The organism is Pseudoselenomonas ruminantium (genome assembly GCF_900142515.1).
Classification (GTDB): domain Bacteria; phylum Bacillota; class Negativicutes; order Selenomonadales; family Selenomonadaceae; genus Selenomonas_A; species Selenomonas_A ruminantium_D.
Genome location: NZ_FRBC01000007.1, coordinates 1 through 22,583 on the forward strand (window position 1 = coordinate 1; position 22,583 = coordinate 22,583).

Below are 22,583 nucleotides of genomic sequence, written 5' to 3' on the forward strand. Positions count from 1 at the left end.
GATATAACCGTAGGTCATGAATCCGAATAGCACTGTTTTCAGCATGCTGGCCGGGTTGTACCTGATACGCCCGGCAACATGAGCCGGAATCTGATTCAGATACTTCTCCAAGTCGATTTCCTCCATAAATCGGTCGAAAACCAGCACCGGATCACAGATATCCAGATAATCTGAAATAAATATTGGCAAAACAGCCTGTTTTGGTTTAGAATAATTGGTGGTTGAATTTTTCATAGCAAGTAAATTTTACCACAAAAGGCGGTTAGCTGACTTGGTTTTAGTCAGCTAACCGCCTTTGTTATAAGGGGGCGTGTTATTTCACAGCCCCTTTTGTCATGCCAAGATCAATATGCAATTTCTTCCACGGGAAGCAATTCTCTCCGCTGGCTCATTGCCTTGTACCAGTAAGCGCTTTTCTTGGGATAACGCTTCTGGTCGGTATAATCCACATAGAATAACCCATAACGCTTATTATAGCCATTGCTCCAGGATAATACATCCATGAGACTCCAGATATAATAGCCGCCCACATTGACGCCCTCAGCTATGGCTTTCAAAATGGCTTCCAGATGCTTCGTCACATACTCGATGCGAGGCGTATCGTCAATTTTGCCGTCTTCAAAATCATCCTTATAGCCCATGCCATTTTCAGAAATGAAGATTTCCTTGTAATTCGGATAATCCCGGGCAATGCGCTTGAGCTGCATATACATGCCTTCCGGATAGATTGGCCAGTCCCAATCAGTAGTCGGCACTTCCGGATTCGAAACGCGGGCACCAATTCCCTTGAGGCAGAATACACTGGTACCTTTTTCACCAGTGCTATTGTTGACCACCTGACTCTCGCCCTCATAAGCCTGCAGGAAATGGCTGGAATAGTAATTCATCCCCAGGAAATCAATCTGTTCCGCCGCTTTGGCAAAATCCACAAAATCCTGTGCTTCGGTGATGAGTTCCCCATTATTTTTCTGCAGGATCTCATGGATAAGTTCCATGGTTGTATCCGAGTATTTGCCCAGATAGCAGGCATCCAGCATGAAACGGTTGGAAATGGCATCATCCAGATCCCGGGCATGCTGGTTCTCCGGAGTGTCCATAATAGGCACCTTGCCTTCCAGCGTATGCACGATGCCGATTTTCCCCGGCAGATTCATGCTCTTGTAGAGATTCAACGCCCGGGCATGAGCCACCATCAGATTGTGCTCAATCTGGATAGCCTTGGCGATCTGGAAGGTTTCGTTGGGCGGGAAATTCCCGGCCAGATAACCGTTCTGGGCAATGGACCAGGGCTCGTTGAAAGTGGCCCATTTCGTGACCCGGTCGCCGAAGGCTTCAAAGCAGATCCTGGCATAGTCCACGAACTTGTCAATCAGTTCCCGGTTCAGCCAATGACCGTTTTGGAAATATTTAAGGGGTGTATCGAAATGATGCAGTGTCACAAAGGGTTCCACGCCCTGTCGGATGCACTCATCAATCAGCTTGTTGTAATAGTCAATGCCCGCCGGATTGACTTTTCCTTCACCCTCGGGGAGGATGCGCGTCCAGGACAGGGAAATACGGATGCCATTGATGTTGAAGTCATGTGCCAGCTGCAAGTCCTGCTTATACTGATGGTAAAAATCCGAAGCCGGATCAGCATTGAAGCGGGAACCGGGCCGGTTCATATACGCATCCCAGACGCAGGGGCCCCGCCCATCCTCCTGGGTAGCGCCCTCCACCTGATAAGCTGCCGTGGCCCCGCCGAAAATAAAATCCTCAGGAAATTTCTGTGCCATAACCGAGCCTCATTTCTTATTTATCGCGAAACATCTTCAAGAAACGCTTATCCATATCGGAAAGCAGCATTGCCGTCATCAGGTGATCCTGTGCATGCACGGTCAGGAACCCGATCTCAATATCTTCCCCAGCCGCTTCCTTCGTGATCAATTCCGTCTGCTGATTGTGGGCATTCAGGATCAGGTCATCCCCTTCCTTGATCAGCGCCTCTGCCTTGGCAAAGTCCTTCTCGCCAATGGCATCCATAGCTGCGAGATACTTCGTCCGCGCATCCCCTGCATAAGCCACAATCTCCATCGCAATCATTGCCATCTCATCTTTCGTCATTGCCATAAATGTCACACCTCTTCCAATCAATTACTTCAGTACGCTGAACCCATTACGCTGAAAAGCACCCTTTTCGCCCTTCGGGCACTTCCCCCAAGGAGAAAGCTAAAAGTAAGTAAGCTAACTAAAATCAATTATACCACATATCAATCGTGATAAAACCCTTCATCCCACTTTTGCAGATATTCATCAAAGAGCCCGTCATTCTCAATGCAGTCATTATCCGGAACAAGGGCATCAATCTTCGCGATCAAGGCGTCTTTTTCCGGTGTCGGCTTGTATTCTGCCTTCAGGAACGCTTCCAGGATATACTCAATGGAGCCAATGCCGATAACGCGGCCTCCGCAGCCAATCACATTGGCATTGAGGTTTTCTTTTGCCGCCACAGCCGTCTGTACATCAGCCACACAGGCAGCCCGCACACCCTTGACTTTCTGGGCAGCATTATTGATGCCGATACCCGTACCGCAGATGCATACGCCCAAATCCGCTTCGCCAGTGGCTACCAGCTTGCCGACCTTGCGGCCATAGATGGGGTAATGGGTGCGCACGAAATCGTAGGTACCCACGTCGATAACCTCATGTCCCTGCTTTTTCAGGAATTCTGCTGCCTTGATTTTGATATCCGTAACAATATGGTCACAGCCAATCGCAATTTTCATCTTCAATTCCTCCCTCAAAGTTCCCGGTTCAGCATGTCAATGCGAATCTGATGACGTCCACCATCATACTCAGTCTTGACGAAATTCTCCGCCAGTTCGCAGGACAGCTGCTTGGCCGTGACGTTAGCGCCCAATGTGATGATCTGGGTGCTGTTATGGCGGCGGGTCATGGAGGAAGTGTAGTCCTCATAGGTCGGGGCACAGACGATGCCATGATGCTTGGCAGCAATCATGAAGGGGGTCACGCCATAGTCATCCACAACAATACCTCTGGTAATCCCCTTCGTTTGAATGGCCTCTACCACATTTTCTGTGGCGGTAAAAATATCCGCAGCAGAAAGATCTTCTATCTCATAACCTTTGCCGGTCAAATATGCTTTGATGCTTTCTTTGAGTTCTGCGCCAGCACCATTGGCAGCCAATGCAACTTTCATGATGTAACTTCCTTTCTGTTCTAACCTTCGTTATGCTCTTATTATACGGCCTCCTTTTTCTTCCTTGTTTTCATTATTTGAAAGCATTTTCGTCAGTTGTCCTTTTGAAAATGTCTGTTTTAACTTTATAATATAAATATTGAATGAAATTTAAGGAGCTGAACAATCATGTTAATCAAAATCGACCATGATTTCCACGAGCATCTGACGGAAACGGAGAAAAAGGTCATTGGCTTTATCAATATGAATGCGGAGAAGATTTCCTCCATGTCCATCAGTGATGTGGCGGAGGCAACCTATTCTTCTCCGGCCACTGTTTCCCGCACCATCAAGAAATGCGGCATCTCAGGCTTTGCAGAATTGCGGTATATGATTACCCAGAAAACCGTCGTACATAAGGACAGCATTCAAGTCAATGAGATTTTCAACAAGAGTCTGATGGAAGTGACACAGACCATTGAACAGCTCAGCATTGAGACCATTCTGGCTGTGGTCCGGGAGATCCGGCAGGCCAAGCGCATCTATCTGCTTTCCCGCGGCCTTACGGAACATGTGGCCGATGAATTTGCCTTGAAATTGCAGCTGCAGGGCTATAATGTCTTTGCCAACAGTGATCCGTCCATCATGCAGGATATGACGCGGCGGGTGAAGAATCAGGAACTCGTGATTATCTTCTCCCTGTCGGGCAAGACTCCGGAACTCTTAACTGCCGCCGAAAATGCGTCATCCCTGGGTGCCCGTATCATCACGATCACCTGCGGCGCTCCGGATACCCCGCTGGCTCGCATCGCCCACCTCACCGCCTATGGTTTCAAGCACAGCCATGTGTCCATCAAGAACGTAGACGCCACCTCCCGCCTGCCCATCTACGTCATCAGCCGCATCATCATCGACTATCTGACCAAACAGCAGGAAGAAGAACGCGAAAAAGCCGCTCAAAAAGAGGCGGCTTATCGCAGGGAACACTATTTTTAAGTAAGTACGTGCTGCAGACGGGGGCATGTTTTGTGGACTTCGCTAAATGTCTGGCAAGATAATAGAGCATCTCGTTGTTACCCGCGCCGGTCACCACGGCGCATTGACATCGTAATGTATTGTTTATGCACCTCGCCAGCCAGCATAGCAATCGCTACGTTCCACAAAACACGCCCCCGTCTGCAAGCTGATTTATCATGCCTTTGCACAATCACGTTCTACCTTGGCGCTGGCGCTTGCTTTTTGGCCAGAGCGCACTGCCGAAGGCTGGCTCGTCATACGAAAGGACGGGAGGCAAAGCTGAAAGACGCGACGTGGTGACCGGAGCATGCGACTAAGAAAACGGCACTGTCATACGAGACATTTGCGCGGCGGCCAAAAAGCAAGTGCCAGCGCCTGCACGCAAGCACCCGCGCCTAGCATGCACTAACATCAGGCAATCTTCTCGATGGATATCTCGGCAAGCAGCTTCTCCACCACGCCTTTACGTACGAACCCGCTCTCCGCCTCCAGTGCATTAGCCGTCCCGCAGGCGGCTCCTAACCGCAGTGTTTCTTCGATTGGCAAGTTACGCGACAGGCCTGCCGCAATCCCTGCCACATAGGAATCTCCCGAGCCCACAGGATTCTGGCACTCAATCTCCGGCACGGTGACGCGGTAAATTTCATCATTCACGCCGACCAGTGAACCGCGGCTTCCCAGCGAAATCGCAGCCATCTCAATCCCTTCATCCATAAAGTGGCGAATCTCCCGCACCAAATCTTCCTCGCTGTGCAGGCGGTAGCCCCGCAGGGCTTCAATCTCATCCTGATTGGGCTTGATGAAATCCGGCCGCGCCGCAATCCCTCTGGCCAGCAAGTCGCCGCTGGTATCGAGCAGGAATTTCCTGCCAGCCTCATGGGCTTCCTCAATCAGGGAGGCGTAAAAATCAACCGGCACCCCTCGGGGCACGCTGCCCGAGGCCACCACAATATCAGCTTTCCCTAAAAGCTCCGTGTATTTTTCACGGAACTTTTTTAATTCCTCCAGGCTCACTTCCGGTCCCGGCTCCAAGATTTCCGTCTGGGCACCATCCTCGGTAAGTATCGCCAGACAGGAACGGGTTTCCCCTGCCACGCCGACGAAATCGCCGGTGATGCCATAATCATAGAGCCGGCCAGCCACGAATTCCCCGGTTTTGCCGCCAAGGAAGCCCGTCACCACCGTATCTTCCCCAAGGATGGTATCCACGTTGGCCACATGGATGCCCTTACCGCCGGGAGTATTATCCACGGATTTGGCCCGGACGATCTTCCCCTTGGCAAAATCCACCAGCTCATAGCGCTTATCCAAGGAGGCATTGAGATTTATCACGAGTATCATAAGCTATCCCTTCCCTGCGTTTTCCGCATTCAATAGCGGTTCTGGCTGCCGCAGACTTCAATCTTATGCTGGACTATGGCCTTCATGGCCGCCTTGCCCGGCGTCATATACTTGCGGGGGTCATTAGCCTCAGGATTTTCCTTGAAGAATTCTTTCACGGCATTGGAAAAAGGAATCTTCAGATCCGTGGCCACATTGACCTTGCAGATGCCTAAAGAAATGGCTTTTTGTACCAATTCATCGGGCACATCAGATGCCCCATGGAGTACCAACGGAATCTCCACCCGCTGGCGGATTTCCGTCAGGCGGTCAAAATCCAGCTTCGGCGTGCCCTTGTAAAGGCCGTGGGCCGTACCAATGGCCACAGCGAGGCTGTCAATGCCCGTGTCTTCCACATAACGCAGGGCATCTTCCGGATTGGTGTAAGCGCTGTCCGCATCATCTACTACCAAATCATCTTCCTGACCGACCAGCTTGCCTAATTCTGCTTCCACCGAAGCGCCGCAGGTATGGGCAAAGGCCACCACTTCTTTGACCTTGGCCACATTCTCAGCATAGGGCAGGCGGGAAGCATCAATCATCACGCTGCGGCAGCCGGCAGCCACCGTGCTTTCGATTTCCTCCACATCCTCATGGTGATCCAGATGGAAGGACATGGGGATATCATACTTTTCCATAGCCGTCCCTGTAAGCGCCACCAGATAATCCTTATCCGCATAGCGTACTGTAGACGGAGTAGCAGCGATGATCACCGGTGAATGCATCTCGCTGGCTGTATCCACGACCACCTGGAATGTTTCCAGATTGTGGATATTGAAGGCCGGTACCGCATAGTGTTTCTTTTGGGCATCCTTGAGCATATCATTGGTATTGTGCAGTTTCATGAGAATCTCTCCTTATGTAAAAACATTTAACCTGAGCTTGTGTTTATGCTTTCATTATAGAGATTCCGAAACCTCCTTTGTTTTCGCCTTTTGAAAATGTTTTCAAGGCAAAAAAAAACCCCGCCGGCTCGCAAAAGCCAGTGGAGCTTTGGGGATGAGCAAGGGGATGATCAATAAGTCCATCAAAAAGTACTGCTGCGCAGATTGGTCAGCATCACCTCGCTATCGCTGGAGAAAATTCCCCATTGATGTTCTGGCAGGCCGTACATGCGCGTGCTCAAAGCCATCTGGTCGTTTACGTAGAGCACAGCCACCGTGCCATCGATGAGCAGGGTGAAGTCATAGCTTTGCCCTGCCTGTAAGCTGACCGGTACGGAAAGTTCCGGCTTGGCCTTGTTTATTTTGGCTGTATCGGTGTTGTAGAAGGCCACCTGCTGTTTGCCCGGATCGAATACCAGATTCAAAGCACCGGTCTTGTTGGGGCCAACATTGAACATCAAGCCGAATTTTCCCTGTGGATTTACAGGGGTAAAACGCCCCGTGATTTTCCGGATGCCCTTGATCCGCGGCAGCACAACACTTTCATAGCCATTGGCCCCGAAGCGATAATCCTGACCATTTACCGTGACATCACTGCTCTGCGTAACCGGCTTCAACGCTTCTTCCTTATTCATGCGCGCGGCTGCCTTTTGAACCGGTACCGGATACAGCGTGCCATCGGCCCGCTGCTTGAGCTGATGCGTCACCATATTGCCCGCCCAATCGGTCGGTTTTTTATCCTGCCCATCCCACTTGGTCGGCGTCCAGCCCACCAGATAGAGATCGTTGTCATCCTTGGCCAGCTTGGCCGCATAGAAGCCACTGGCATCAAAGGCATCCTGTGCCGGCTTCTCAAATGGCCCTTGGGAATCCTTGGCCACACGGTAATGAACGACACGGCTCGGCCACTGATCCGAAAAGGTCAGATACCAGTAATCGCCGTATTTGACGAGTGTCGGACATTCCATATTGGCATCACTGCCCATATCATTTTCAAAGAAGATGCCCTTATTTTCCCAATGCTTGAGATCCTTTGACGTATAGCGGGCAATCACGCCGCGCGCCTTCTTGCTGCGGGTGGTGATCAGCATCCAGTATTCATCATAATCGGCATTGTAGAATACATTGGGATCCCGGAACGTGTCATCATAGATATAAGGCTTGCTGCCACGGAAGGTATCCTCCGGCAGTTTCTGCCAACTCACGAGATCTGTGCTGACTGCGTGCATGATGTTTTCCTTCGGCATCGTGCGCCAGTTGAATCCCGTGTAGAACGCATGGTAAAGACCATCCTTATCCCGTACCACAGAACCGGTCCCCAGCGCCGAATCCTTGGCAAACTCATTCGTCGTATCGTAAGGGATAACCCAGCTGTCGTGATGGAAATCGGTAAAATCTTTCGTCGTCCAGAGGCTCCAGGGGTGGAAGCCCGTATCCCCATCACGCATATCCTCCAGATAAAAGATCCGGAACTGTTGCCCATCGTAGAACGGCATGGTATCCCCCACCCAGCTGTAACCGGTATTCGGGAAAAGTGCCTGATGCGCCAATACCTGTGAACCGCCCAGGCAAAGAGTCGAAGCGGCCAGCAAGGCTGCCAGGATTTGTTTTTTCAATTTCATGTTCTGCCTTCCTTTCAAATCTGCCGTAAACCGCTTAGAAATACATTTCCCACTGGGTGCGGAAGAAGCTGTAAGCATAGCGTCTGCCAGGATCCCTGTCAAGGCATTTGCCCATCTTGCCAAAGGTATAATTGATCAGCAGTTTCGTATTGCGTACCGGCACGAAGTCAACACCCACGCGGAGGCCGTTGAACTCGCCCCAACGAGAATACTGCCATACCTTATCACCATCATTATTCGCAAGATTTTCGGCTTTATAATCACCATGCGTAAACTCTGCAATATCATCATTGAACCAATTGGTCATGCCGGAATGGCCACGCTGCAGATATTTCTTGATATAAATATCATAGGAACCGGGGATATCCGGACGGGCTTCCTTGTACTGCAGCTGAAGAACATGCGACTTATTCAAGGTCTGCGAATCAGATTTTGCCATGGCGGCCCAGAATTTCAAATCACGATTGAGCTTGGTATCGAAACCAAACGACCAGGTCTTACGTTCGAGACGGTCAGTACGGCGCTTGATCTTGCCATAATGCGTGGCGAGATTGGTATTCTTGGCTATGGGGATTTCACCAATCAGGGACACAACTTTCAAGTTTCCATCGCCGCCTTCATTCCAATAATTCAACTCATTTTCCTTGTCGCCATAGAAAATCTTGCTATAGGTATTACCAGCACTCAGCGTAAAGTTCGCTTTGCGCCCCCATTTGGTCGGTATTCCATAGCTGGCCTGCCAGCCATCAATCTTATCATCGAACGTGAACTTGTAGGGAGATTGCAGATAATAGCGGCCTGCTTTGACATTGACTTCACCTACACGGCCTTCCGCGTAAAGCTGCAGAACCGGACGGGAATACTTCTTGCCGCCGGGCTCATTATAACCACCATGTCCTTCATAAGCACCATGATTGTCCGTAAGATTATTCTCGAATTCATGTTCACTATGCAGCGACCAGCGATCATTGATGCGATACTTCGTGAACAGGTTGAGCCAGATGGTCTTATAATCATTGGGATCATTCCGGTCTTCATAATGATGCTTATCCCAACGCAGACGGCCATAGCCGTGAATTTCCACCGGCGGCTGCCAGCTTCTTTTCTCCACCTTTTTCATGCGTTTGTCCAGACTTTCCAGCTGGGCATTCAAACGACTCTGCAGTTCCTGCGCCTGATGCAGCTGCTCCTCCAACTGCTTGCGCATCACCTGCAAGGATTCCTGTGTCACGGGCTGCTGTGCATCAGCTCCCGTTTGATTTTCCGTTACTGCATTCTGTTCCATGGCCGGCTTCGTATCCATGACCACTGGCTGTGCCCCTACCGTACTGCTCATGCTGATAGCCAGCGCCGGCACCAGGCCACAAATCATCCGCTTCTTGTTCATGCTCTTTTCTCCCTCCAAAAAAGGAAACCGTCAAGTTTTGCCCTGCGGTTTCCTGTATCATCAACGTTCCTTTCAAGCTTCCAACGGCTGACCAGCCACATCCCGATCATCCCGTTTCAGGATGACAAAGGCATAAAGCGTAGCCGCGAAGACAATTCCCGCAATCACGAGGAACGTATTCTGATAGCCAATGCTGTCACGCAGGCTGCCCAGCGGCACGGAGAAAATGATACCACCCACGGAAGCCGCAATCTGGAACCCTACCATGTACAGGGTAGCCGATACACGTGTATCGAAATGCAAAGTGAAATAGCGGAAGATTGCCAGCACAAAGAGTGCCGTTTCCGGAGCATGCAGGAGTTTTATAAGGCCAATCCCCAGCGGAGTCGTAGCCAGGCCACAGCCGCCAATGCGGCAGATCATGATCATGCAGCCTAAAAGCAGCGCATGACGTACACCAATCTTTTTCATCAGCACCGGTACCAGCCCCATCATCAGGAATTCCAAAAATACCTGCACAGAGTTCAAGATACCATAAGCCTGCTGGCCTTCTTCCGGAGTGGCAAAGAACTGCGTGAAGAATTCCGGGAACATCTGCTGATCAAAAACCGTATAAAAAGTCCAGCTCAGAATAACAAAAACAATGATTTTCCAAACATCAAGGATACCAAATACCTGAATGATTTCCTTGAGCGAAGGAGATTTGACCGCCTTGTCGCGTTCCTCGCTGTTCTCATACGCAGCAACATTTGCATCCTTGTTTTCCGGCTTCATAAATAGCAGTACGGCAAGCAGTACAGCCGATACCGCCGAACCAGTCCAGAACACCAGATACGGATTGATTGTGAAGAGGAAACCTGCCGCCAGAGCTGACATTGCATAACCAAAGGAACCCCAGGCGCGGGCCTGACCATACTCAAAGCTGTAACGACGGCTGAGACGCTCCGTCACTGCCTCGAAGACCGGGCAGGCAGCCAGGTATGCCACAGCCAGATAGACCGCACCGACCATAGCACCAACATAGAAATTGCTCTCCAGCATGGGCACATACACCCAGGTGAAGAACGGTGCCAACAGGACCTGGCAACCCACCATGGCAATCAGCAGGTTTTTTTTCAGCCCCAGTTTATCCTGCAGTGATCCATAGACAAACATCAGTACCAGCGCCACAGCTGAACCAAAGGTATAGATGGTGCCGACCTGTGCCCCCGTAAATCCCTGCTTAGTCGTCAGCCATATCTGGAAGAAGGACCACCAGATTCCCCAGCCTGCAAAGAATAAGAGTATTTCCAACGAACCCGCCCGATAGAACGGATTGCGTAAAGCTTTCGAAAAAACGTTTTGCATGATTATTCTCCCCTTCAGCTTGAATCAATACTGATTACATTCGCCCTCCAGCCGCCACGCCTTGACCTGATTGGCAGCCTTAGCCAGCAGGCGGCAGTTGACATCTTTTTCCCAATAAATGCGTTCCGTGAACGTCAGTTCTCCGTCTGCCACGAACAGTTCTGCCGAGCTCTTGTCGATGAAGATCTGCAGTTTCAGCGGCTCTTTGCTGGTCAGTACCGCAGCCCGCTCGCCGTCTTTCGTGTTGCGATTCAGCACAAAGCGTCCGCCAGGCTCCAGACTCAGCTGCAGGCTCTTATCCCCATCGGACAGCAGCAGGAGTACCCCCTCGGCCTTTTCTGTAAAAGTCAGTTCCAGCTCTGCCTGACGCCCCAGCTTGTAATCACGCTCCGCTTCAAGGCAGCCATTCAGCAGGACTTCCTGCCGTAAGCCTGTAAGCTCGCGCACTGGTTTCTGCAGGAGGCGGCCATCTTTCACAGACAGTTCCCGCGGTAATGTGAGTGCTCCGGCCCAGCCATCTTCGATTTCTGGCATCGGGGAATCCCAGGCATTCATCCAGGCGATCATCACCCGCCGGCCATCCGGCGTCAACATCGTCTGTGTCGCATAGAAATCATGACCATTATCAATTTCCACAAAACCAGCATGCTGTAGTTTCTTATCCTCGACATTTCCCAGCAGATAACCGGTCTGATTCAGATTGCGGAAGCGGTCACCATCGGCCTCAAGTCCCTGCGGGGACATCAGCAGTATATCCTTGCCATCCAGATGGAAGAAGTCCGGGCATTCCCACATATAGCCTTCCTGCTCCTTGCCCACAGATTTGCAAAGTTCCGTATCCAACTGCCAGTGCAGAAGATCTGGCGAGCTGTATACCAGTGCCCGGCCCAGGCCATCCACATCCTGACTGCCCAGCACCATGTAGAACGTATCACCTTCCTGCCAGACCTTCGGATCGCGGAAATGCTTCGTATTGCCTGCCGGCGTTCTGAGCACCGGATTGGCACCATACTTCGTGAAGTGGATGCCGTCCTCACTCCAGGCCACGCGCTGATCCTGATAGAAATCCTCCGGATCTACCGCATTGGGCGTATGATGCCCCGTGTAGATCAGCCAGAGCTTATCATCATAGACCACCGCACTGCCGGAAAAACAGCCGTTCTCATTTTCATCCGGTGCCAATGCTACTGGCAGTGTTTCCCAGTGAACCAGGTCACGGCTGCGGGCATGCCCCCAGTGCATCGGGCCCCACTCAGCAGCATAGGGATAATACTGATAAAATATATGATACCATCCTTTGAAGAAGGAAAAACCATTCGGATCATTCATCCAGCCCCCCGGTGTCATTACATGATACCCCAGGCGATATCGCTGATTTGTGATTGTTATCGGCTCTTTCATGAACATGCGCTCCCTTGTTTCATCTAATCTATCGTGTTTCCTCTTTTTGAACCGGTTCAATGAACCGGTTCAAAAAGTATTTTAGACTTATTTGTATCGATTGTCAATGGTTTTGTAATTTATTTTTTTATATCTGTATTCTGACTATTGTGATTATAACGGTAAGCATACCGCCCAAGACCTGTGCGTTAACAGGTCTCTCCCGGCAGCAAGATTGGTGGCAATACCCATGGTGAATCATCCGGCCTGCCATTGATCATGTTCACGATTTTCTGCGCCGCCACCCCGGCCAGATCTTCGATGGGCTGACGTACTGCAGTCAACCTGCAGATACCATTCTGGGTGATGAACGTGCCATCATAGGCCACCATCTTCAACTGCTCTGGTACTTTGATCCCGCGCCGCACAGCCACCTGCAGGCAACTGGATACCGATATATCCGACCCCAATATGCCATCCACATCCGGATAATCCACAAAAATCTGCTCTGCCAGCGCCAACGATTCCGCCAGCCCAAAGCCATTCCAAGGAAGCGCCACGACATCCGTCTTCACCCCATGCGCCTGCATGACCTCATTGAAGGCCTGATGGTATTCGCCAGCTGGAGTCTTGACCATCTGCGATCCAGAAATCTCCACGATATGCCGGCAGTCATGCTGCAAAAAAGCCTGCGCGGCCAAATGTCCGCCCTGCACATGATCCGTATGCACGATGGGAATATCCGGACTCAGGTAACGGTCAAACGCGATAATAGGCTGCTTCAGTCCCTGATAGAGCGATGTATCCAACGAATGCGCTCCCATGATGATGCCGTCCATATTCTGACGCTGCAGCATCTCGATAAACACATGCTCCGCATTCTCCTTTTGCCGGGTACAGCAAAGCATGGTCTTATAGCCCAGATGATACAAGGCTTCCTCCAATGCTCCCACCAATTCCGCAAAAAAAGGATGGGAAACCGTCGGTACAATGATCCCCACCGTCATGGTTCGCCTGAGCGATAGATTGCGGGCCATCTCACTGGGTACATACTGCAGTTTCTTCACAGCCGCCTGTACCTTTTGCCTGATTGCCGCCGAACCGTAATCATTATGATTGAGCACCATGGAAACCGTGCCCACCGACACGCCCGCTTCCCGCGCTACATCACGAATTCTGGCCAAACTCCGCACCTCCTGTTACAATAAATCATCAGCAACACGCTACTCATTGTAACCTAAATCAACGTATTTTGCCAATAGTATTTAGCAGTCAAAAATCGCTCTCACCAGCCCCTATGCTTGTGAGAGCGATTTCCAGCCTCTTTATTTCTGCTTATAGAATTCGAAGTTATCCAGTGATCCCCAGGTTCCCGGAGCTGCTTCCATGGTCACAGCCACGGTGCATTTGCCGTCTTTTACCTCCACGTCCTTGATGGTGAACGTATGCCACTCGTTCCATTTCGTATCATGGATATCTACAGTCTGCGTGCCCGCGCTGGTCGCAGCGGTGAGCTGGTATTTGCTCTGGCCGCCGCCACCCTGGGTGGACACGGCTACGGTGTACTTGCCGTCAGCAAGGCCCGTGAATTCCTGGCTGGCCGTGAACTTGAAAGCCTTGTCGCTCCAATAATGCATGGCGCTGGTATCCAGTGCATCGCCGCCCTTGGTCACCACATCGAGCACCTTATCGCCGGTAATCGTCCAGCCATCCAGATTCTGCGCCTGTTCGAAATTGCCGTTCTTGAACAAATTCACCTTGTCGATGACGGATATGAGTCCCGTAACCGGATGTTTCTTGCCATCGACCGTAACGCTGCCCTTGACCGTATAATCCCCAGCCTGCTCGAATACTGGCGCAGGGTTATCCCAGCTAATCTCCAGATTCTCTGCATGATCATCCGAGAAGGTCACCCTTGTCTTGACCGGCAGTTTTGCCGATACACCCTTGCCGGCCTCAGCAGCCACGGCATCCACATCCTTGAATACCGGTTTGACTGTGGGCAGGCTCTGATTGCTGACATCGTTGAATACCTTCCACGATTCCAACGCCTTGCCCTTGTTGTCGAACATCACGAGATTATCCCATTCATCACCCTTATCCTTGAAGGCGCCTGCTCCGGGCACGGCATACCAGTCCGGTTCCCAGTAGAACATCCCGATGCCCTTGCCATTCGGCACATCAGCCAGGCTCTGCATGACGGTCCGAAGTCCCGTAGCCTGCCCCTGCACCGTGGAGCGGAAACCGCCCACGAGTTCAGCCTGAGCATCATAAGGGTTCTTCGTATCGTCGAAGTTCTCATTGGTATAGCCGAAGGCCGTTTCCACGATCACGACATCCTTGCCATAGCGGGCAGCCAGATCATTGATATTATTCCGCATCGCATCCATATTGCCATGCCAGAAGGGATAATAGGACAGGCCGATGATATCGAAATCATTGACGCCGTTATCTTTGATCAGCTGATTGTAGAAATTCTGCGAAGCTGCATTATCCCCACCTTTGTCGATATGGATCATGGTCCTGATGTTAGGATCTGTTTCATGGACAGCCTTGAGACCGCTGGCCACAAAGGATGCCAAGGTCTTGCCATTGTCATTGGACGGCAGTTTCCCGAGCGGCCAGATCATGCCATTGGTGATTTCATTACCCACCTGCACCATTTCCGGCAAGTGGCCTGCCTTTTTGAAATCACCCAGCACTTTTTTCGTGTAGTTATAGACGCTCTTGCTCACCTGCGAAGCCGTCTGCTTCTCCCATGCCTTGGGCACATACTGCTTGCCCGGATCTGCCCAGAAGTCGCTGTAATGGAAGTCAATGAGCACCTTCATGCCCAGTTCGTGAGCCCGCTTGGTCATGGCTATCGCACGCGCCGCCGTGGTATAGCCGCCGCCATTGGCATGGTCGGGATCGTTCCAGATACGCACGCGGATCCAATTGATACCGTATTTCTTCATCAGCGCCAGCTCGTCCATTTCCGTGCCGTCCATATCGTAGAATTTACCGCCGAGGGCTTCGAGTTCTGGCAGCATGGACACATCGGCACCCTTGATGAAATCCGCACTGAGATTGGGAATGGGATTGACCTGCACGGCCGCATCAGCGGGAGCAGCCACGAACAGGGAACCTGCCGTCAGAGCAGCCATAACTAAAGATTTCAAAGTTGATTTACGCATTATTTTCACCTCATCAGAAGCTATAGGACAGAGCGCCTAAGAAAATATCGTCATATTTGCTGAAGCCTGCGGTGTTCTTATCATAAGGTCTGAGTTTGTAATAGCAGAGTTCCAGATTCGTATTAGCAGCCAGCATGTAATCACCGGCAATACCCCAACCACGGGCACCATCGCGGCCATAGCCATTACCACCGGCAATGTTCATATGATGCGCCCAGTAAGTGCTATCCACAGCCACTTTGCCAAAGGCGAAATATTCACCATAGATCTTCCAGGTATTGGCCTTGCTCCAGATCATATTGCCGTAAGTCAGGCGAGTCCAGAAGCCGTTCTTGCCATTTTCCACCACGCCGGTATTGTTGCGTACACCTTCCGCAATCAGATTCCATTTTGATGTCAGCTGGGCATTGAAGCCAATCGCATGCTGATTCAGTTTGTAATTACGCTGTACCCAGGAGGCATCTTTGAGTTGTACCCAATTATTCAGCTGCGTATTGGTATGCAATGTGCTATAGGTGGCAGAGACCTTTGGACTCACCTGATAGGCCACATTGGCAAAGAAGGAAGGCATATTCTCTGCCTGCCAGCCTTCGGCTGCAATATCACCATAGCCCACCATAGCATTGAGTTTCGGTCCGAACTGATGGGACACATAGAAGCCATCAACAGGATTCTCCCAATAGATCAGCCCCTGCCCCATGCTCAGCTCCGTACGCCCTACGGAAAGCTTCGTGCCCGCATGGTTCCAGTTCAGGCTGAACTTATCCAGCCGGAAATGATCCTGATTGTTGGTGCCATGGCCATTCCAGGCATTGTCATTCTTGCCGCCTGCTCCGTCATGGACAAAGGACTTATCCTCGTATTTGATGCGGCCGTCCACACTGAGGTTCTTTGCCGGTTCAGCATAAATGCCCAGGCGTACCCGCTTTTCAGCCGCACTCTTGCGATCTCTTTGCCCATTAGTGGCCGGTTTCGTCATGGAGCCATCCTTGTTGGTTATATAGCGCAGGCGGGCATCGCCATACCATTTGAAGCCCGACCATTTCTTCAATTCCTGCACATCACTTTCCACATTTTTGAGCCTTACATCCATATCCTTCAGCTCAGCTGCAAATTCCTTTTCCAGCTTTTTCATGGCGCCTTTGTCTGCCGGGCGGGCCGTATCGTATTTGGCCAGTGCCTTGCTGACCAATTCGGCCATCTCATAGCGGTTCATGGTCTTCGTGCCCTGGAAGGTACCATCGCCATAGCCTTCCAGCACGCCATCTTTGGCCAGCATGGTAACCGCATCATAAGCCCAATGGCCTTCCGGCAGGTCCTTGAAGGGATTCTGGGCAGCATAAGCCGTAGAGCCCAGAGTCGTTGCTGCCAGCACTGCCGCCATAAGAGCTGATTTTTTCATGATGATTCCTCCTAAAATTCCTAATCTTCTGTAAAATTTTGCATAAAAATACTCCTGCTGCCACTGTTGCCATTACAGCTGGCAGCAGGAGTATTCGTTCCTACTAATTTTTAATGAGCCATCAACGCCAGGGCAAAATCCAGTGCCTTGTCCGGGTCACGGGTCAGGCCTACGTATTCCCGGCCACTCGTAGTGGCACTCTTGACACCTTTGGCCTCACAGTCACTCTTGAGCTCATCATACATGGATGCCATCTGGGGGGCTAAGACAATCAGATCGAAGTCCGTGATGATATCCTTGTGCTGGCCATAGGCCATAGCAATGGATTCCACAGGAGCATGACGATGTTCAGCGCCTTTCGTGATGGCCTTGGCCAACATGGAGCTGGTAGCACCGGAAGCGCAGAGCACCAATACGCGCTTGTCCTCGCTGGGCAGTTCCTCGGCTGCCACAACCGGTACCGCTTCCTCAGCGGGAGCTTCTGCCTGCGCTTCTTCCGTCACACCAGCTTTTTCCTTTTCCACCAGCTGGGCATCATAGACACGGAAGAACGGATAGTACATAACTGCATCCATAACCAGGAGCAGCGGGGCCAGCACAAAGGCCAGCTGGGCAAAGCCCGTACCGATGATCAGGCCGATGGGCGCGGGGGTCGTCCAAGGCAGGATGTAGGTAAAGGCGTTCATGCCCAAATTGTCCACGAAGAACTTGAACACCCAGACATTGAGAATCGGGGTCAGGACAAAGGGGAAGAACAAGACCGGATTCAGGACGATGGGAGCGCCGAAGATAATCGGTTCATTGACCGCAAAGGTCACCGGCACGATAGAAGCCCGCCCCACAGCCCGAAGCTGCTTGGACTTGGCAATGAAGGCGCACATGGCGCAGAACATCAGGGTTGCGCCCGTGCCGCCCAGCGTAGCGACAAAATAAGAAGTCGGATGCGTGAGGATATTCGTGGCATGGCCACCGGCACTGACGATCTGCAGATTTGCCTCGATATTGGCAATGTAGATAGCCGTCACTGCCGGTTCCACAATGGAGGGGCCGTGGATACCTACGAACCAGAACATGGCCATGGCACCGTAGATAATGGCCAGGCCGATATAACCATCAGCCGCCACAAACAGGGGTTTGAACACTTCCAGAATCCAGGCACCGAACATCATGCCCGTAGCTTCCTTGAATACAATACCGAAAACCCAGTAGATCATGACCGCTACCGACAGGGGGATGAGGTCGGCAAAGGTCTGGGCGATATAATGCGGAACTTCGTCCGGAAGTTTTATGGTAATATTGCGCTTAACGAAGAATTTGTAGATATTCGGCACCGTGAAGGCTACTACAAATGCAGAAAGCAAGCCTTTCGTGCCCATGAACTCGGTGGAGATGCCCCCTTCCACAGGAGCAACCGCCAGCAGCAGCAGACAGATGATGGAAACGATCATGACGGATACGTCATTGATCTGCCGCAGTTTCGGCATCTTGGTGTTGAGACTGTCCGTCAGGCTCTTGGCAATAGTAGCCACCATCAGGATCCCCAGCATGCCCATGCTGTAATTATAAGCCTGCCATAATACCGCACTGATCTTTTCCGGCCACTTATAGTCGAAAATCTCCGGCACACAGGCTACCAGAATGAACAAGGACGAGAACAGGATTACCGGTATACAACTGACAAAGCCATCCCGGATTGCCCGCAGGTAGATATTGTTAGAAACCTTCTCAAAAAAAGGCTTCATGGTTTCTACCATTTTGATGAGTTTTTCCATGATGATTCCCTTTCTTTCTCTCTGACTAAAGAACCTTTGCTAAGTTCTTCTTGTTATGCTTACAGTATAGAGGAAAATTGTTTCCCCGTGTTTTCACGTTTTGAAAATGTTTTCAATCCTGTTTGCACGCAAAAAGAACTGCCCTCTCATTGTCACCAAAGAGGGCAGTTCTGTCAAGAGACATATGTCACAAACTATATATTAATCTCGCTGAAGCTATTGACGATCTCATCAGCCTGACTCAGATCCTGCTCGCCGGAATTCGGGTTCCGATAAGCCACGCAGTACATGCCGGCGGCCTTGGCAGCCCGGATGCCATTGGTGGTATCTTCCACCACCATGCACGCCTCCGGCTTCACGCCCAGCCGTTGGGCGCTTATCAGATAGATAGCCGGATGGGGCTTGCTTTCCGGCAGCTCTCCCCCTGAGAGGATCGAAGTGAAATACTTCCGGATACCAAAACTATCCAGCACTGCATTCATGGCCCGCACATTAGAAGACGTAGCCAAGGCTATGGGAAAACCTTTTTCATGCAGTTTTTTGATGAATTCCACACAGCCCGGCACCGGTTCAATTTCCCCGCTTTCCAGCACTTCCAGATAATGGTCATGCTTATAAGCAGCCATATCAGCAGCCGTGACATCAGTACGGCCATATTTCTGCAGGGTATCCCCGAAAATCACCCGGCTCGTACGCCCCATATAATGAACCAGATCCGCTTCATCAAAGGGCAGATCAAAATGAGCAAAGGTATCCATCTTCACCCGGCTATGGATGGGCTCACTGTCGATGATAACCCCGTCCATGTCAAAGATAACGGCTTTTTTTTCAATCAATCTTCCTGACTCCTTGCAATCAGACCTTTGAATGTATCCACATCCAGCGGTCTGGAAAAATAATAACCCTGGACTTCCAAACAACCTATGCGTTCCAGGAATTCCAGCTGTTCTCTGGTTTCCACACCTTCCACCACCACATCCATATGCAGGCGCTTGCCCAGTTCCACGATGGTTTCCATGATGGCACCGGCACGGCTGGACTTATCCACTTCCTGCACAAAGGCCATGTCAATCTTGAGCACATCTACTGGCAGATCCTTGAGCATGGACAAGGACGAAAAACCACTGCCAAAATCGTCCATCATCACAGGGAATCCGCTTCCACGGAAGGCCCTGACTATCGCCATCAGTTGATGCGGATTTTCCATATAGGCACTCTCTGTGATCTCCAATTTCAACAGCCTGGGTTCCAGCTCATATTTTTTCACCAAATCTTTCAGGTATTTCAGCAAATCCTGACTGAAGAAATTCAAGCGGGACACATTGACAGAAATCGGTACAGGCTTGATGCCTGCATCCAGCTGCGAGCGCAGTACCTTGCAGGCTTCTTCCCATACAAAGCGATCCAGCCGCACGATAAAACCATTCTTTTCAAATACAGGAATGAACTTGCCCGGCATGATTATTCCCTTAGGATAATTCCAGCGCACAAGAGCCTCTGCTCCGATGACTCTCTGTTCCTCCATCCCATATACCGGCTGCAACTGAATGAAAAACTGATGTTCCTGCAATGCATATTCCATATTGCGGACAATCATCTGCTCCTCAATCATCTGGTCACGCATTGCCTTATCATAGAAAGCGTAACGGGGCATATACTTCCCTTTGATCCGGTTTAGTGCCATATGGGCGCGGTCACACATCTGATCCACCGGCAGGAAGGCATTATCTACCGGATAGACACCTGCATAGAAAAGAACATTGTGGCTGATTCCTAAAGACTGGATGGTGCTGTCCAGCCCGGCAATCAATTTATCCATATCCAATTTCTGGGTCGGCAGACACAGGGCAAAATGGTCAGCCTCAATACGGGCACAAACGCCCTCATCCCCCGTCAGCACATCCAGATAGAACGCTGCGGTCTTCAACACCAGGTTCCCAGTCTCAATGCGGAACAAGTCATTGACAACCTTGAAGCAGCTGATATCCATATAGACAATGCTGTGCGGGATCTGATAATGCGCCTGCATGCGCTCCGAGGCCCGCCGGTAAAAAGCCTCCCTGTTGTAAATCCCCGTCAGCTGATCCCGCTCAACAAATTGATGCATTTCCGCCAGCTGCCGATTCTGGGCTACCTGCGCAGCCCGCCGCCATTCATTCTCTTCCCGGGCCATGACATTGCGGATACGGCAACGCACGATAGTGGGATTATAGGGTTTCGTGATGAAATCCGCCGCCCCCATCTCCATGGCCCGCGCCTCACTATCACCATCATTATTGGCGGTCATGACCACCACAGGGATTCCTGCATATTGATCATTCTGCTTCATGAAGGACAGCACCTGAAAACCATCCATAACCGGCATGACAAGGTCTACCAGCACGATGCTGACCTTGTTGCCCGCAATAGCCTGCAGTGCCTCCTGACCATTCTCAGCCTCTATGATCTCATAATCATCCTGAAAAAACTGGGTCAGCACCACCCGGTTTATTTCCACATCATCCACAATTAACATCACAGGTTTATCGTCCACATTATCGCCTTCTTTACTGTGTGAGTTCATTATTTTGCCCATAGGTATACTGATTATATTATACTACAAGACCGGTGTAAAATCCTGCAAAGAAAAGATGGCAAAAGACTCTACTTTGTCTTGCAGGAACAAAATAGAGTCTTTCACCAAAAGCTTTATGTAAATTCTAGAACCTTGCCTGGAAAACAAGATTCAAGAGGAAAAGAAAGCCCAATACATAGCCAAGGGCATGTACCTCCCGCCAGCTGCCTTTCAGGCACTTGAGCAGGGGATATGCGGTGAAGCCAAAAGCCAGGCCGGTCGAAATACTGCCGGACAAGGGAATCAGCACCACCACCAAAAATGCCGGGAACCATTCTGAAAAATCGTTAAACGTCATATATTCAAGCTGCTGCATCATCATTGCTCCCGTAATGATGATGACCGGAGCAATTGCCGCAGATGGTACATAAGCCAGCAGGGGAATGAAAAACAAAGAGAGAATAAATAGTATGGAAGCAGTGAATGCCATCAATCCTGTGCGGCCGCCGCTGGCAATACCTGCCGCACTTTCCGCTGCCGCTACCGTAGGACTGGTCCCCATCGCACTGGAAATAATCGTAGTGAACGCCGAACCCTTGAACGTCTTGGCAAACTTGGCCTGATTCGGCAGGATTCCCTCCAGCAGCCCCATGGTTTCAAAGACCATGATCATGGACATGGAGAACACGGCCACCAAAAAGAGCGCGCTGTTCAAATGGGAAAAATCTGCCTGCATAAGCAGCTGAGGGTATTCATGGATATCCGCTACATTCACGGTAATCTGTGTGCTCTCCGTGACACCTGCGAAATAGCCAACCACACTGGTCACAATAATCGCGATGAAGAAACTGCCCATCACATTCCTCAGATACAGCCAGAGGCTCAGGATCAAGCCAAAAATAGCCAGGAGCGCCGCCGGATTCGTCAGCGACCCCAATTCAATGATCGAGTTGCTGCCGCGCTGGATCAGCGATGCTTTTTCCAGACCAATCTCCACCAAAAACAGGCCTATGCCCGCGGTAATGGCACATTTCAAGGATGCCGGCACCGCACGGCTCAGCTTGCCAGCCAAAGGTGAGCAGGCAACAACCGCAAAGATCAATCCCGATACTGCTGAAATCGCCAAAGCTTCATGCCAACTAAGTCCCATCTGCACGCAGATGGTATAGGTAAAGAATGCGTTGATCCCCATCCCCGGGGTGAGCACAATCGGTGCATTGGCCACAAAAGCCATCAACAAACAGCCTACAACCGATGAAAAAATCGTGGCAAAAACTGACAGTTCCACGGGAATCCCCGCGTCAGCCAAAATCAACGGATTGACAATTATGATATAGGAAATAGCAAAAAATGCTGTAATCCCAGCCATAACTTCCCTCTGCCATACCTTGGGATGGTCAAAAGCATGGCCAAAAACCTTACGCATAATTCTCACTATCACTCCATTCGTATCATTTCACATATACTTTAGCGGTTTTAGCCAC

18 protein-coding genes and 1 pseudogene are annotated in these 22,583 nt (G+C 50.8%); 1 reads left to right on the forward strand and 18 read right to left on the reverse strand.

Translation table 11 applies throughout. From position 1 onward, the window contains the following. From BUB68_RS04890 to BUB68_RS04910, 5 genes and pseudogenes are all read right to left on the reverse strand, one after another. Positions 1-189: pseudogene (locus BUB68_RS04890) on the reverse strand (IS1182 family transposase); the annotation flags it as partial. Positions 190-344: 155 nt separating this feature from the next. Next, positions 345-1,775: a 6-phospho-beta-galactosidase gene (gene lacG / locus BUB68_RS04895; protein ID WP_073088658.1), complete on the reverse strand. Its 1,431-nt coding sequence runs from the start codon at positions 1,773-1,775 to the stop codon at positions 345-347. A 16-nt stretch (positions 1,776-1,791) separates the two neighbouring features. Continuing rightward, positions 1,792-2,109, reverse strand: coding sequence for a PTS sugar transporter subunit IIA (locus BUB68_RS04900; RefSeq protein ID WP_143188087.1), 318 nt, complete (start codon positions 2,107-2,109; stop codon positions 1,792-1,794). A 140-nt stretch (positions 2,110-2,249) separates the two neighbouring features. Then, positions 2,250-2,765 (reverse strand): galactose-6-phosphate isomerase subunit LacB, encoded by a 516-nt coding sequence (gene lacB / locus BUB68_RS04905; protein ID WP_073088659.1) that lies wholly within the window; start codon positions 2,763-2,765, stop codon positions 2,250-2,252. 14 nt (positions 2,766-2,779) lie between these two features. Beyond that, positions 2,780-3,199 carry an RpiB/LacA/LacB family sugar-phosphate isomerase gene (locus tag BUB68_RS04910; RefSeq protein WP_073088660.1) on the reverse strand — a complete coding sequence of 140 codons (420 nt, stop codon included), beginning with the start codon at positions 3,197-3,199 and terminating at the stop codon, positions 2,780-2,782. A 168-nt stretch (positions 3,200-3,367) separates the two neighbouring features. On the opposite strand from BUB68_RS04910, the gene BUB68_RS04915 reads away from it, so the two are divergent. Continuing rightward, positions 3,368-4,174, forward strand: a complete 807-nt coding sequence (locus BUB68_RS04915; RefSeq protein WP_073088661.1) for a MurR/RpiR family transcriptional regulator — start codon at positions 3,368-3,370, stop codon at positions 4,172-4,174. 432 nt (positions 4,175-4,606) lie between these two features. Here the strand turns inward: BUB68_RS04915 and BUB68_RS04920 are convergent, their stop codons facing one another. From BUB68_RS04920 to BUB68_RS04980, 13 genes are all read right to left on the reverse strand, one after another. Beyond that, a complete protein-coding gene (locus BUB68_RS04920; RefSeq protein WP_073088662.1) occupies positions 4,607-5,536 on the reverse strand; it encodes a 1-phosphofructokinase family hexose kinase in 930 nt (309 codons plus the stop codon). 29 nt (positions 5,537-5,565) lie between these two features. Next, positions 5,566-6,420, reverse strand: coding sequence for a tagatose bisphosphate family class II aldolase (locus tag BUB68_RS04925; protein ID WP_073088663.1), 855 nt, complete (start codon positions 6,418-6,420; stop codon positions 5,566-5,568). 182 nt (positions 6,421-6,602) lie between these two features. Beyond that, positions 6,603-8,081, reverse strand: a complete 1,479-nt coding sequence (locus tag BUB68_RS04930) for a glycoside hydrolase family 32 protein (RefSeq protein ID WP_256625783.1) — start codon at positions 8,079-8,081, stop codon at positions 6,603-6,605. A gap of 34 nt (positions 8,082-8,115) precedes the next feature. Next, positions 8,116-9,468, reverse strand: a complete 1,353-nt coding sequence (locus BUB68_RS04935; RefSeq protein WP_073088664.1) for a hypothetical protein — start codon at positions 9,466-9,468, stop codon at positions 8,116-8,118. 72 nt (positions 9,469-9,540) lie between these two features. Then, positions 9,541-10,815, reverse strand: coding sequence for an oligosaccharide MFS transporter (locus BUB68_RS04940; protein WP_073088665.1), 1,275 nt, complete (start codon positions 10,813-10,815; stop codon positions 9,541-9,543). A gap of 24 nt (positions 10,816-10,839) precedes the next feature. Beyond that, positions 10,840-12,216: a glycoside hydrolase family 32 protein gene (locus BUB68_RS04945; RefSeq protein WP_073088801.1), complete on the reverse strand. Its 1,377-nt coding sequence runs from the start codon at positions 12,214-12,216 to the stop codon at positions 10,840-10,842. Positions 12,217-12,404: 188 nt separating this feature from the next. Then, complete coding sequence (locus BUB68_RS04950; RefSeq protein ID WP_073088666.1) at positions 12,405-13,379, reverse strand: LacI family DNA-binding transcriptional regulator; 975 nt, start codon at positions 13,377-13,379, stop codon at positions 12,405-12,407. Positions 13,380-13,520: 141 nt separating this feature from the next. Continuing rightward, entirely contained in the window at positions 13,521-15,371 is a 1,851-nt protein-coding gene (locus BUB68_RS04955) for a glycosyl hydrolase 53 family protein (RefSeq protein ID WP_081371855.1), read from the reverse strand. A gap of 13 nt (positions 15,372-15,384) precedes the next feature. Further along, positions 15,385-16,773: an S-layer homology domain-containing protein gene (locus BUB68_RS04960; RefSeq protein ID WP_073088667.1), complete on the reverse strand. Its 1,389-nt coding sequence runs from the start codon at positions 16,771-16,773 to the stop codon at positions 15,385-15,387. 110 nt (positions 16,774-16,883) lie between these two features. Beyond that, positions 16,884-18,545: a PTS lactose transporter subunit IIBC gene (locus tag BUB68_RS04965; RefSeq protein ID WP_073088668.1), complete on the reverse strand. Its 1,662-nt coding sequence runs from the start codon at positions 18,543-18,545 to the stop codon at positions 16,884-16,886. Positions 18,546-18,739: 194 nt separating this feature from the next. Further along, positions 18,740-19,381, reverse strand: coding sequence for an HAD family hydrolase (locus tag BUB68_RS04970; protein ID WP_073088669.1), 642 nt, complete (start codon positions 19,379-19,381; stop codon positions 18,740-18,742). Then, positions 19,378-21,078, reverse strand: a complete 1,701-nt coding sequence (locus BUB68_RS04975; RefSeq protein WP_073088670.1) for a putative bifunctional diguanylate cyclase/phosphodiesterase — start codon at positions 21,076-21,078, stop codon at positions 19,378-19,380. The genes BUB68_RS04970 and BUB68_RS04975 overlap by 4 nt, the downstream gene beginning before the upstream one ends. A 166-nt stretch (positions 21,079-21,244) precedes the next feature. Then, entirely contained in the window at positions 21,245-22,525 is a 1,281-nt protein-coding gene (locus BUB68_RS04980) for an NCS2 family permease (RefSeq protein ID WP_073088671.1), read from the reverse strand. Positions 22,526-22,583: the final 58 nt, after the last annotated feature.

Excerpts from the sequence above, each read along its gene's own strand:
- lacG (WP_073088658.1), bottom strand. The coding sequence starts at position 1,775 with ATGGCACAGAAATTTCCTGAGGATTTTATTTTCGGCGGGGCCACGGCA.
- BUB68_RS04900 (WP_143188087.1), bottom strand. The coding sequence starts at position 2,109 with ATGGCAATGACGAAAGATGAGATGGCAATGATTGCGATGGAGATTGTG.
- lacB (WP_073088659.1), bottom strand. The coding sequence starts at position 2,765 with ATGAAAATTGCGATTGGCTGTGACCATATTGTTACGGATATCAAAATC.
- BUB68_RS04910 (WP_073088660.1), bottom strand. The coding sequence starts at position 3,199 with ATGAAAGTTGCATTGGCTGCCAATGGTGCTGGCGCAGAACTCAAAGAA.
- BUB68_RS04915 (WP_073088661.1), top strand. The coding sequence starts at position 3,368 with ATGTTAATCAAAATCGACCATGATTTCCACGAGCATCTGACGGAAACG.
- BUB68_RS04920 (WP_073088662.1), bottom strand. The coding sequence starts at position 5,536 with ATGATACTCGTGATAAATCTCAATGCCTCCTTGGATAAGCGCTATGAG.
- BUB68_RS04925 (WP_073088663.1), bottom strand. The coding sequence starts at position 6,420 with ATGAAACTGCACAATACCAATGATATGCTCAAGGATGCCCAAAAGAAA.
- BUB68_RS04930 (WP_256625783.1), bottom strand. The coding sequence starts at position 8,081 with ATGAAATTGAAAAAACAAATCCTGGCAGCCTTGCTGGCCGCTTCGACT.
- BUB68_RS04935 (WP_073088664.1), bottom strand. The coding sequence starts at position 9,468 with ATGAACAAGAAGCGGATGATTTGTGGCCTGGTGCCGGCGCTGGCTATC.
- BUB68_RS04940 (WP_073088665.1), bottom strand. The coding sequence starts at position 10,815 with ATGCAAAACGTTTTTTCGAAAGCTTTACGCAATCCGTTCTATCGGGCG.
- BUB68_RS04945 (WP_073088801.1), bottom strand. The coding sequence starts at position 12,216 with ATGAAAGAGCCGATAACAATCACAAATCAGCGATATCGCCTGGGGTAT.
- BUB68_RS04955 (WP_081371855.1), bottom strand. The coding sequence starts at position 15,371 with ATGCGTAAATCAACTTTGAAATCTTTAGTTATGGCTGCTCTGACGGCA.
- BUB68_RS04960 (WP_073088667.1), bottom strand. The coding sequence starts at position 16,773 with ATGAAAAAATCAGCTCTTATGGCGGCAGTGCTGGCAGCAACGACTCTG.
- BUB68_RS04965 (WP_073088668.1), bottom strand. The coding sequence starts at position 18,545 with ATGGAAAAACTCATCAAAATGGTAGAAACCATGAAGCCTTTTTTTGAG.
- BUB68_RS04980 (WP_073088671.1), bottom strand. The coding sequence starts at position 22,525 with ATGCGTAAGGTTTTTGGCCATGCTTTTGACCATCCCAAGGTATGGCAG.